This window comes from Actinophytocola sp. (assembly GCF_050699935.1).
Taxonomy (GTDB): Bacteria; Actinomycetota; Actinomycetes; order Mycobacteriales; family Pseudonocardiaceae; genus Actinophytocola.
The window spans coordinates 14,839-25,612 of the sequence record NZ_JBOHGB010000100.1 but is presented as its reverse complement, the minus strand read 5'-3'; the positions used below and the strand labels follow the sequence as shown (position 1 = coordinate 25,612).

Here is a 10,774-nt window from a genome sequence, read left to right as displayed (position 1 = left end):
CGTCAGGCCGCGTGCTCGCCGCTGTTGGAGTCGCCGGGCCGCTGGGCGACCGGCTGCGAAACCGGCAGGGCGGTGCTCGTGTCCCGCCGCCGGTGGCGCAGCAGGCCGGCGACCAGGCCGCCGAAGCCGAGCGCCACCGCGGCGATGCCCACCGGACCGGCGAGATCGACGGAGGCGGTCTCCGCGGCGACCTGCTCATCGGCCGCCCACGCCGGCCGGGCCGCCATCACGAGCACGGCGGCCACCAGCGCGGCCACCAGGGCCATGACCGCACTCATCCGAACCAGCGTGCTCGACACGGCCGCCCGGGTGTGGGCAGCCGCCAGGGCAACTCGGTTGCGCACTGATGCGCCTCCTGCGTTCATCACCGTCGTAGTACCCCCGACAGGGGGTCTTTGGGGGCGGAATGCCTACCGGCTGTGGCTGCCCGTGGAGGTGCCGTTAGTCCGATCGGTCAATGCGCTGGAGACTAGACCTGTCGTGTGCGCGGGGTCACGCGGGGGGTGCCGCCGGACGGCCGTCGCCGGTGTGCTCCGGGGAGCGGACCCAGCCACGCCGCTCGCCCTCGTCGAGGATGATCCGCGCGGTCTCCCCGAGCACGGCCGAGGCGGCCCCGATGTGCGCCTTGCGCGCCCGCACGACGTCGGCCGTGACGCCCGGCGTCTGCCAGGTCCCGCCGCGGGCCATCCAGTTGAGCAGCAACGGCTCGAGCCGGTCCATGGCCTTGGCGAACCGCGACTCGGGAGTCTCGCGGGCCTCGAACTCGTCCCAGAGCGCGCGCAGCTCGCGGGCCTGGCCGGCGGGCAGCAGCCCGAAGAGCAGGTCGGCGGCCGCCCGCTCGCGCTCCTCCTGGGTCCGCGCGCCGACGTCGTCGTAGAGCGGCGTGTCCCCCGCGTAGATCTCGACCAGGTCGTGCACGACGACGAGCTTGACCGTGTGCCCGACGTCGACCGGCTCGTCCGCGTGCTCGGCGAGCAGGATCACCATGAGCGCGAGGTGCCAGGAGTGCTCGGCGTCGTTCTCCCGGCGCTGCGCTGCCACCAGCGGCGACTGGCGCAGCACGGTCTTGAGCCGGTCGACCTCGATGAGGAAGGTCAGCTGCGCGGCGATGCGCGGGTCGAGCGTGGCGGGGAGCGGATTGCGTTCGGTCAGCAGCGGATCTCCGGCGAGGTTCACGCATGTGACCCTCTCAACCGCCCGCGCGCCCGGGCAACCGCGTTAGCGTGGCCGCTCGTGAAGGTCACCGTCCTCGGCTCGTGCGCCGCCTGGCCCGAGCCCGGCCGCGCGTGCAGCGGCTACCTCGTGGAGCACGACGGTTTCCGGCTCGTCCTCGACCTCGGTTTCGCGACGCTGCCGCGGCTGCTGCGGCACTGCCCCAACGGGACCGTCGACGCGGTCGTGGTGACCCACCGGCACAGCGATCACTGCGTGGACCTCAACGGCCTGCTGCGCGTGCGCCACTACGGCGAGCGGGTGCTGCCGCGCATCCCGCTGCTGTGCCCGCCGGACGTCGCGTCGGTGGTCGACACGCTCGAGCCGCGCCCGCGCCTGGCGGAGCTGTTCGACGTCCACGAGCTGCCCGGCGGCCGTCGGGTCGGACCGTTCCAAGTGGACGGAATCGCGCTGCCACACCACGTGCCGAACGCCGGCGTCCGCCTCACCACGCCGGGCCGGACGCTCGCCTATACCGGCGACACCGGCCCGGACCCGCGGTTGGCGGAGCTGGGCGCGGACGCGGACCTCTACATCATGGAGGCGACACTGCAGGCCGAGCCGGCGCCGGGCGAGCCGAGGAACGTGCTGACCGCCCGCGAGGCGGGCGAGTGGGCGCGGCGGGCGGGCGCGCGACGGCTGCTGCTCACGCACTTCTGGCCGGGCAGCGACCGGGGCGTGTCGCTGCGGCAGGCCGCGGAGACGTTTCCCGGCGAGATCATCGCCGCCGACGAGGATCTGGTGATCGACTGGTTGGGCCGGCCACGACACTAGCCGCAGTCACGGCCCTCGACGGTCTCGATGAACTCGACGGACACCCAGCGGCCCTCGGCGAGCTTGCGGAAGCCGTTCTCCTGGGTCTTCTCCGCGTCGGCCTGGTCGCTGAGGTTCATCTCGCCGACGATGTTGTTCGGGTCGAGCTCTGGCGCGGACCGGACGTTGAGCCCGTCGACGGTCGCCTCGACGCGGCACTGCGTGGTGCTCGACGTGGTGTCGGCACCGCCGTCGTCGTCGCCGCGCCGCTGCTCCGAGCCCATGGCGTAGAGCCAGAGGACGCCCACCAGCAACGCCGCCGCGATCAGGGTGCGCTTGCCGCTCCACTTGATCTTCACCGGAACCGCTCCCCAAGCCCGACTGTGTTGCCCGCGCGACTGCCCGCGCAGTTGCCCGCGATCCAGATATATCCCAGCCCGGTCGAGTTGGGAACGAGCCGCCCGGCGAACCACTCGCAGGATGGAACGCACGGGCGACCCACGGCACCGTCTGTCACGGCACGTGCATGTGCGGTGATCGGCGCGTTCGGACCGTTCATCGCGGAGAACGCGCCGTGCACCGATCGGTCAGGCGGACGCCATGCGCTGCCGGAGGTTCTCGTCCAGCGTCGAGAGGAACTCCTCGGTGGTCTGGAACTCCTGGTCCTTGCCGACGAGCAGCGCCAGGTCCTTGGTCATCTTGCCGCTCTCGACGGACTCGACGATCACCCGCTCGAGCGTCTCGGCGAACCCGATGACCTCGGGGGTCGAGTCCTGCTTGCCGCGCGCCTCGAGCGCCCGGGTCCACGCGAAGATCGACGCGATCGGGTTGGTCGAGGTCGGCTTGCCCTGCTGGTGCTGGCGGAAGTGGCGGGTGACCGTGCCGTGCGCGGCCTCGGCCTCGACCTTGCCGTCCGGCGTCATCAGGACCGAGGTCATCAGGCCGAGCGAGCCGAAGCCCTGTGCCACGGTGTCGGACTGGACGTCGCCGTCGTAGTTCTTGCACGCCCAGACGTAGCCGCCCTCCCACTTGAGCGCGGCGGCGACCATGTCGTCGATGAGCCGGTGCTCGTAGGTGAGGCCGGCGGCGTCGAAGTCGCTCTTGAACTCGGTCTCGAAGATCTCCGCGAAGACGTCCTTGAACATGCCGTCGTAGGCCTTGAGGATCGTGTTCTTGGTCGACATGTAGACCGGGAACTTGCGCTCGAGGCCGTAGCGGAACGAGGCGCGCGCGAAGTCCTCGATGGACGTGCGGTAGTTGTACATCCCGACCGCGACGCCGCCGCCCTCCGGGTACTGCGCGACCTCGAATTCCATCGGCTCGCCGCCGTCGGCCGGCTGGTAGGTCATCGTCAGCGTGCCGGGGCCGGGCACCTTGAAGTCGGTGGCCTTGTACTGGTCGCCGTGCGCGTGGCGGCCGACGATGATCGGCTTGGTCCAGCCGGGCACGAGCCGGGGGACGTTCGAGATGACGATCGGCTCGCGGAAGATCACGCCGCCCAGGATGTTGCGGATCGTGCCGTTGGGGCTGCGCCACATCTTCTTCAGGCCGAACTCCTCGACCCGCGCCTCGTCCGGGGTGATCGTCGCGCACTTCACGCCGACCCCGTGCCGGGCGATCGCGTTCGCCGCGTCGACGGTGACCTGGTCGTCCGTGGCGTCCCGGTGCTCGATGCTCAGGTCGTAGTAGTCCAGGTTGATGTCCAGGTAGGGATGGATCAGCTTGTCCTTGATGAACTGCCAGATGATGCGGGTCATCTCGTCGCCATCGAGCTCGACGACCGTCCCCTGGACCTTGATCTTGGCCATGTGCCGGGATGCTCCTCTCGCGTCCTCATCACGCGCGTACCTCTTGTTAGCCCACCCAAACGGTACATGCGTACTGTTAGCCGTGCGCCACCGGCCAACCGCACGAACTTGTCCACAACCCGCCGACCTGTCCACACAAACCGCCAACCAAGATCCACTGTCAGCCCCCACCGGTAGACTGGCGTGGTGGGGTGGCCCCCGGAGAGGGTGGGGGCCGCCATCCACGGGGCGGCGATCCACGGGGCGGCGATCCACGGGGGCGATCGAGGGGCGGCTGGTGAGTGGGTGGCCATCGATCGGCAGGCGACACGGGCGATCACGCGGCATCGACGGCGCCAACCTTGGGCCTAAGTCAGCGCGGTGCGGGCGCGTGACTGCCGCACCCTGAGTTGCCCGCCGAGCCGGACGGGACCGACCGCGGCCGCCCTGCTGAACACCGTGCGCTAAGAGACCCGCGCGGCCCACTCGTCGGCGAGCATCGCGTACACGACCTCGTCGGTCCACTCGCCCTTGACGATCTCGTTGCGCACGAAGTGGGCCTCACGCCGCATGCCGAGCTTCGCCATCAGCTTCGCCGACGCCTCGTTGCGCCCGTCGCAGCGCCCGATGATCCGGTGCAGCCCGATCCCCTCGAACCCGAGCCGGAGCATCTCGACGGCGGCCTCGGCCGCGTAGCCACGCCCGTGGTGGGCCGGGTCGAACACGAAGCCGAACTCCCCCTGCTGGTGCGCTTCCGACTGCCACGCGAGGTTCACGTCGCCGACGAGCTCGCCGGTTTCCCGCAGCAGCACCGCGAGGACGAGCGAGTCACCTTCCCTCTCCAGCACCGTCATCGACATCCGCAGCTTGAGCGCCTCGGCCGTGGCGGCGCGGTCGCGCGGCCCCCAGTACAGGTACCGGGCCACCTCCGGCAGGCTCTGGTACGCGTACATCGCCTCGAAGTCGTCCTCGGTGAACGGGCGCAGGATCAGGCGGTCGGTGACGATCGGGTACGACGGTCGCAGCACACCCGCCAACATAGCCACCGCGGCGCGGACGGCGCGCTGGGCGAACGGCCCGCGCCTGCCACGATCGTCGGTGGGCCGTGCCATGATGACCGCATGGCGATCTGGCTCACCGAGAACCCCGAGGCCAACGCACTGCTCGAGCGCGAGCCGCTGGCCCTGCTGACCGGCATGCTGCTCGACCAGCAGATCCCGATCGAGGTGGCGTTCGCCGGGCCGCAGAAGATCCTCGAACGCATGGGCTCGCTCGACGCACGCACGATCGCCGACCACGACGAGGAGACGTTCCTCGCGCTCTGCGCCACGCCGCCGGCCATCCACCGCTTCCCCGGCTCGATGGGCAAGCGGGTACAGGCCCTGTGCCGCGCCATCGTCGACGACTACGACGGCCGCGCAGAGAACATCTGGACCCAGGGCGGCCCGAACGGCGCCGAGGTCCTCAAGCGGCTCAAGGCACTCCCCGGCTTCGGCGAGGCCAAGGCCAAGGTCTTCCTCGCCCTGCTCGGCAAGCAGCGTGGCCTCGAGGCGGCCGGCTGGGAGAAGGCCGCCGGCGACTACGCGACCAAGGGCGCCTTCCTGAGTGTCGCCGACATCACCGACCCGACCAGTCTCCAGCATGTGCGGGCATACAAGAAGGAAATGAAGGCCGCGGCCAAGGCCAAAAAGCGCTGAAACGGTAGCCGCCGTACGGCTGAACCACGATCCGTACACGACGCGACACTATTCGTCGCGAGATAGCGCATACATTCTGATAAGACACCGTCCGTCAATGTTGGTGCTTTTCCGTCTTCATGCGTACACCGCGAAGAGACGCCATAACAGGTATTTGACTCCGATCACGACGTCTGTTTACCGTTCCCGGCGGGTCCGGAGGGTAACTCGGGTGCACGGAACCCAAGTTATAGCGGCAACCCCTGGAAAGCGCCGGAAGGATAGCGGACCGCGTGAAGAAGACCTCCATCCGGCGTGGCCGGGCTCACTCCATTCGCGCGCGCGTACTCACGATCGCGCTCGTTCCGTGCTTCGTCTTTTTGCTCGCCGCGATCGGTGGCGCCGGCTACCTCATCTATGACGCGGCGAAGACCCGCAGCTACTACAACCTCGCGAGCGAGACCCAGGACAGCGCGCTGCCGTTGATCCTGTCGCTGCAGGAGGAGCGCCGGCTGACGCTGCGCCACCTGGCGAGCTTCGGCACGTTCCAGTCCGACCTGATCAGGCAGCGCACCCGGACCGACGCGGTGGTCGGCCAGGTCCGCGTGAAGCTCGGCGAGCTGTCCGACATCGCGCCCGACTCCGTCCGGCGCGACATCGCCGAGTTCGCCGCGCTGATGGCCCAGCTGCCCGAGCTGCGTGCCCGCGTGGACGGCGGCCAGGTGGGCCTGCGCGAGTCGTTCGCCTTCTACAACCAGATCGTCGACCAGTTCATCCAGGGCTCGCAGGGCCTCGCGCTGTTCGCCCCGGACGCGGAGACCGCGTACGCGCAGGTGGTCGTCGCGCCGCTGCTCACCGGCGCGGACCTGATGCAGCGGGCGGACGCGCTCGCCGCGGCGAACATCGTCGGCCGCGGGCTCGCGGCCGTCGACTTCCGCACCTTCCAGGGTCAGGTCAGCGCCTACCACCTCCAGCTGGACGCCGCGGTCCCGCTCGCCAACCAAGGGGTGCAGGAGCAGTACGAGCAGCTGCGGGAAAGCCCCGCCTGGCAGCGGCTGATGTCCGTGGAGAACGCGCTGATCCAGGGCAGGAACGAGATCCCCGTCAGCGAAGACCTCTGGCGCTCGGCCGCCGCGGACGTCGGCGGCGCGCTGATGGCGATGCTGTCCACGCAGAACGACCAGACCAACGCGGAGGCGCTGGACAAGGTCGACAACACGCTGATCCGCGCGATCGTCGCGGGCGTGGTCGTGCTGCTGCTCGGCGTCGCGGTGTCCGTATTCGCGCTGCGGCTGTCCCGCAGGCTCATCGACCGCCTCGTCCGGCTGCGCCACGAGTCCCTCGACCTGGCCGAGCACAAGCTGCCCGAGCTGGTGGAGAAGGTGCGCTCGGGCAAGAACGTCTCCGTCGACGACTCGCTCAAGCTCCTCGACCACGGCCGTGACGAGATCGGCGAGGTCGCCGAGGCGTTCAACAAGGCGCAGCAGACCGCGGTGTCCGCCGCCGTGCAGGAGGCGCAGACCCGCGAGGGCACCAACAAGGTGTTCCTCAACATCGCCCACCGCAGCCAGGTGATCGTGCACCGCCAGCTCAAGGTGCTCGACGAGGCCGAGCGCGGGCAGGAGGACCCCGAGCAGCTGGAGATGCTCTTCCAGCTCGACCACCTGTCCACCCGCGCACGCCGCAACGCGGAGAACCTGATCATCCTCGGCGGCGGCCAGCCCGGACGGCGCTGGCGCAACCCGGTGAGCCTCACCGAGCTCGCCCGCGGCGCGGCGGCCGAGACCGAGCAGTTCGCCCGGGTCGAGATCGCCAAGCTGCCGCCGCGCGCGGTCAACGGACCGGTCGTCGGCGACCTCGTGCACCTGCTCGCCGAGCTGATCGACAACGCGACGTCGTTCTCACCGCCGGACTCGCGCGTCGAGGTGCGCGGCAACGTCGTCGGCCGCGGCGTGGTGCTCGAGATCGAGGACCAGGGCCTGGGCATCGAGACCGACCGGATCGACGAGCTCAACGCGATGCTCGCGAACCCGCCGGACTTCGGGATCATGGCGCTGTCGGCCGAGCCACGGCTGGGCCTGTTCGTGGTCGCCCGGCTCGCCGCCCGGCACGGCATCCGGGTGTCGCTGCGCGAGTCGGCCTACGGCGGCACTCGCGCGATCGTGCTCGTCCGCGCCGAGCTGCTCGGCGACGTGCCGGATCCCACCGAACCGGCCGGCCGCCACGACAAGCCGGCCACACCGCCCGCGGCCCCCGAACCGGCGTCTACGATCAAGCTGCCCATCCCCGTGGTGGCGGACCTGCCGCCACTCCCGGTCGTGGAGCCACGCCCCGGCGAGGACCTGTTCCGCCCACAGCGTCCGGTCGAGGAGCCCGCGCACGCCGGCCACACCAACGGAACAAGCGGGACCAACGGTGGCGCCCACGCCAGGCCGGAGCCGCCGACGGTCACCTCGGCACGGGTGGCGCCGATGCCCCCGATGCAGTCGCTGCCCCCACTGCCCGCACCGCCACCACCGTCCTCGCCGCAACCGCGGCCGCAGCCGGCCGGGCTCCACGCACCGGACCGGCCACCACTGCCGCAGCGCCGCCGCCAGCAGAACCTGGCGCCGCAGCTGCGTGACGAACCGGCCACCGCGTGGTCGCAAGAGACGTCCCGCGAGGAAACACCGGACCAGGCGCGCAGCCGACTGGCCGCGTTCCAGCGGGGCACGAGGCAGGGCCGGGAGGAGCCGGCCATCGGTACCGACGGCGACAGACACCACGGGGAGCGTGCGTAATGGCCAATACCGCAGTGAGCGGAACTTGCGGAGCGAACCATCAAGCACAGGGCTACCGCGAGCGGCGGCACCGAGCCTGTGAGGGGCCGTCGTGAGTGAGCTGGACTGGTTGCTCGACGACCTGGTCAAGCGGGTCGCCGGGGTGGACCGCGCCGTCGTGCTGTCCGCTGACGGGCTGCTGATCGGCCGGTCCGCCAACCTCTCCGAGGCCGACGGCGAGCATCTGTCGGCGGTGGCCTCCGCGTTCCAGAGCCTCGCCCGCGGCACCGGCCGGCACTTCGGCGGCGGGCAGGTACGGCAGACGCTCGTGGAGATGGACCACGCGTTCCTGTTCGTCACCGCGGCCGGACAGGGCGCCTGCCTCGCGCTGCTCGCCGACGAGTCCGCGGACGTCGGGATGATCGCCTACGAGATGAACCTCATGGTGAAGCGCGTCGGTGCGGCGCTGTCCGCGAAGCCGCGCGAGACGATGGGACGACCGGTGCCATGAGCACCGAGGCCTGGTTCGACGACCCACTGGTGCGGCCCTACGCCGTGACCGGCGGCAGGACCCGGTCGAACACGCTCGGACTCGACCTGATCACGCTCGTCGTGGCACTGCGCACGCCGGCCGAGGTGGACCTGCAGCCCGAGTACGCGAAGGCGCTGCGGGCCTGCCAGCAGCCGGTCTCGGTCGCCGAGGTGTCGGCCGAGGTCGACCTGCCGCTGCAGGTGGTGAAGATCGTGCTGAGCGACCTGATCACGCAGGGCCTGGTGATCTTCCGGTCCGCGGCGCCGACGAACGAAGCTCCCAGCCAACACGTACTCCAGGCGGTTCTCGATGGCATCAGAAGGCTCTGAAGAGGGCACCGAACGGCGGCTGAGCTCGGCGGTGAAGATCGTCATCGCCGGCGGCTTCGGCGTCGGCAAGACGACGCTGGTCGGCTCGGTCAGCGAGGTGCCGCCGCTGCGGACGGAGGAGCTGATCACCGAGGCATCGTCCGAAGTGGACGACCTGGCCGGGGTGGAGGCGAAGAGCACGACGACCGTGGCGCTGGACTTCGGCCGCATCACGATCAACCCGGAGCTGATCCTCTACCTGTTCGGCACGCCGGGCCAGAACCGCTTCTGGTTCATGTGGGACGAGCTCGCGCGCGGCGCCCTGGGCGCGGTGGTCCTGGCCGACACCCGGAGGCTGGACTCCTGCTTCCCGGCGGTGGACTTCTTCGAACGCCGGGGCCTGCCGTTCGTCGTGGCGGTGAACTGCTTCGACACCACCTACCGCTACGGGACCGAAGAGGTCCGCGGCGCCCTGGACCTGGACCCGCACATCCCGGTCCTGCTCTGCGACGCGCGAGCCCGCGACTCGACGAAGCAGGTGCTGATCACGCTGATGCACCACGTGATGGCGGAGGCCCGCCTGGCCGGAGCCCACTGACCGTCCACTATGGACTTGATCAGGGCAGCGTGAGGTCCAGCTCGAGCCAGCGCGCGAGGTCGGTGATCTCGCGCCGGATCGCCGTGCTCATGGTCTTGGTGAACGGGGCGTCCTCGTGGATCGCGGCCACCCGCAGCACTCCGGCCTTGCGGTCGGCGGTGGCGTCGAGCTTGCCCACCAACCGGTCGCCGTACAGGATCGGCGGCGCGAAGTACCCCCACCGGCGCTTGGCGGCGGGCTTGTACATCTCCAGCTGGTAGTCGAACTCGAACAGCTCGACGGTGCGCTTGCGGTCGTGGATCAGCCGGTCGAAGGGCGACAGCAACACCGCGCGCCCGGAGAACGACCGGCCCAGCTGGGCCGGGTCCACCCGCCAGGTGCCCTTGACCCCCTCGACGACGGCCGGCTCACCGGCCTCGCCCACCTCCGCCGGCTCGACCGGGCACTCCGGCCCGCAGGCACGGGCGATGCCCAGCGCGCGCAGCCGCCGCTCGTCGCGGATCCGCGGCGCCTCGTCGGCCGGGACCTCCGGGTCGTCGGGGTAGACCCGGGCCGCCAGGTCCCACAGCCGGTGGCGGCCGCCGCGTCCCGCGACGGCGACCTCGCCGCGCAGCGCCATGAACTCCAGCAGCTGCGTGACGTTGCGGTCGTTTGGTCCACCCCGTCGACTTCCACGGCACGGCGCAGGTGTCGGGCAGCTCGCGCGAGGGCAGCGGCCCGGACCCGCGAAGCCGCTCGAGGATGTCCCGCCGGCACGCGTCGTTGGCGCGCACCCAGTCGCGGCGGTGCTCGAGCCAGTAGACCAGCTCCCCGCGACCGGGCCGCTCGGCCATCTCGGCGCGGTAGAGCGCCAGGTCCTCGGCCGGCCGGATCATCGCCCGCAGCTCCAGCAGCGTCCGCTTCTCGAGCGCGGCGGTCAGGTCGGCCGGCGAGTACGACGACCCGAGCCGGCTCCACGCCACGAGGTCCGCGTTCGGCGCGATGGCGGCGGTCGGGTCGATCTGCAGGAGGGTCAGCCGGCGCACCACGTCGAGCAGCTCGGCCGGCCGCGCCCTGTCGAGCAGCTGCGCGCGCACGGCGATGCGGCACGCCTCGGTGCGGGAGAGCTCGTGGACGGTCACTAACCCGCCTCCCCGGAATTCAAAGTGT

At 70.7% G+C, this 10,774-nt stretch carries 11 protein-coding genes and 2 pseudogenes; 6 read left to right on the top strand and 7 right to left on the bottom strand.

Annotated elements, in window-relative coordinates:
• Positions 1-2 precede the first annotated feature (2 nt).
• Positions 3-278 (bottom strand): hypothetical protein, encoded by a 276-nt coding sequence (locus tag ACRDTB_RS26280; protein WP_431434511.1) that lies wholly within the window; start codon positions 276-278, stop codon positions 3-5.
• 214 nt (positions 279-492) lie between these two features.
• Positions 493-1,176, bottom strand: coding sequence for an HD domain-containing protein (locus tag ACRDTB_RS26275; RefSeq protein ID WP_431434510.1), 684 nt, complete (start codon positions 1,174-1,176; stop codon positions 493-495).
• Between the two features lie 57 nt (positions 1,177-1,233).
• Here ACRDTB_RS26275 and ACRDTB_RS26270 point away from each other — a divergent pair, with 57 nt between their 5' ends.
• Positions 1,234-1,986, top strand: a complete 753-nt coding sequence (locus tag ACRDTB_RS26270; RefSeq protein WP_431434509.1) for an MBL fold metallo-hydrolase — start codon at positions 1,234-1,236, stop codon at positions 1,984-1,986.
• Here the strand turns inward: ACRDTB_RS26270 and ACRDTB_RS26265 are convergent.
• The 3 genes from ACRDTB_RS26265 to ACRDTB_RS26255 all read right to left on the bottom strand — a co-directional run bounded on the left by ACRDTB_RS26265 (position 1,983) and on the right by ACRDTB_RS26255 (position 4,780).
• Complete coding sequence (locus ACRDTB_RS26265; protein ID WP_431434508.1) at positions 1,983-2,324, bottom strand: SH3 domain-containing protein; 342 nt, start codon at positions 2,322-2,324, stop codon at positions 1,983-1,985. The two genes, ACRDTB_RS26270 and ACRDTB_RS26265, sit on opposite strands and share 4 nt — an antisense overlap.
• 228 nt (positions 2,325-2,552) lie before the next feature.
• On the bottom strand, positions 2,553-3,773 hold the full coding sequence (locus ACRDTB_RS26260) for an NADP-dependent isocitrate dehydrogenase (RefSeq protein WP_431434507.1): 1,221 nt from the start codon (positions 3,771-3,773) through the stop codon (positions 2,553-2,555).
• Between the two features lie 443 nt (positions 3,774-4,216).
• On the bottom strand, positions 4,217-4,780 hold the full coding sequence (locus ACRDTB_RS26255; RefSeq protein WP_431434514.1) for a GNAT family N-acetyltransferase: 564 nt from the start codon (positions 4,778-4,780) through the stop codon (positions 4,217-4,219).
• Between the two features lie 93 nt (positions 4,781-4,873).
• On the opposite strand from ACRDTB_RS26255, the gene ACRDTB_RS26250 reads away from it, so the two are divergent.
• From ACRDTB_RS26250 to ACRDTB_RS26230, 5 genes are all read left to right on the top strand, one after another.
• Positions 4,874-5,449, top strand: a complete 576-nt coding sequence (locus ACRDTB_RS26250) for an HhH-GPD-type base excision DNA repair protein (RefSeq protein ID WP_431434506.1) — start codon at positions 4,874-4,876, stop codon at positions 5,447-5,449.
• A gap of 272 nt (positions 5,450-5,721) precedes the next feature.
• The gene (locus ACRDTB_RS26245) at positions 5,722-8,208 is read left to right on the top strand and encodes a sensor histidine kinase (protein WP_431434505.1); all 2,487 of its coding nucleotides are present in this window, start codon (positions 5,722-5,724) and stop codon (positions 8,206-8,208) included.
• 91 nt (positions 8,209-8,299) lie between these two features.
• The gene (locus ACRDTB_RS26240; protein WP_431434504.1) at positions 8,300-8,698 is read left to right on the top strand and encodes a roadblock/LC7 domain-containing protein; all 399 of its coding nucleotides are present in this window, start codon (positions 8,300-8,302) and stop codon (positions 8,696-8,698) included.
• Positions 8,695-9,048 (top strand): DUF742 domain-containing protein, encoded by a 354-nt coding sequence (locus ACRDTB_RS26235; RefSeq protein ID WP_431434503.1) that lies wholly within the window; start codon positions 8,695-8,697, stop codon positions 9,046-9,048. Before ACRDTB_RS26240 ends, ACRDTB_RS26235 begins: the two co-directional genes overlap by 4 nt.
• The gene (locus tag ACRDTB_RS26230; RefSeq protein ID WP_431434502.1) at positions 9,029-9,625 is read left to right on the top strand and encodes a GTP-binding protein; all 597 of its coding nucleotides are present in this window, start codon (positions 9,029-9,031) and stop codon (positions 9,623-9,625) included. Before ACRDTB_RS26235 ends, ACRDTB_RS26230 begins: the two co-directional genes overlap by 20 nt.
• Positions 9,626-9,644: 19 nt before the next feature.
• Here the strand turns inward: ACRDTB_RS26230 and ACRDTB_RS26225 are convergent.
• Positions 9,645-10,262, bottom strand: a pseudogene (locus ACRDTB_RS26225) (DNA glycosylase AlkZ-like family protein); the annotation flags it as partial.
• 106 nt (positions 10,263-10,368) lie between these two features.
• Positions 10,369-10,650: pseudogene (locus ACRDTB_RS26220) on the bottom strand (DNA glycosylase AlkZ-like family protein); the annotation flags it as partial.
• Positions 10,651-10,774: the final 124 nt, after the last annotated feature.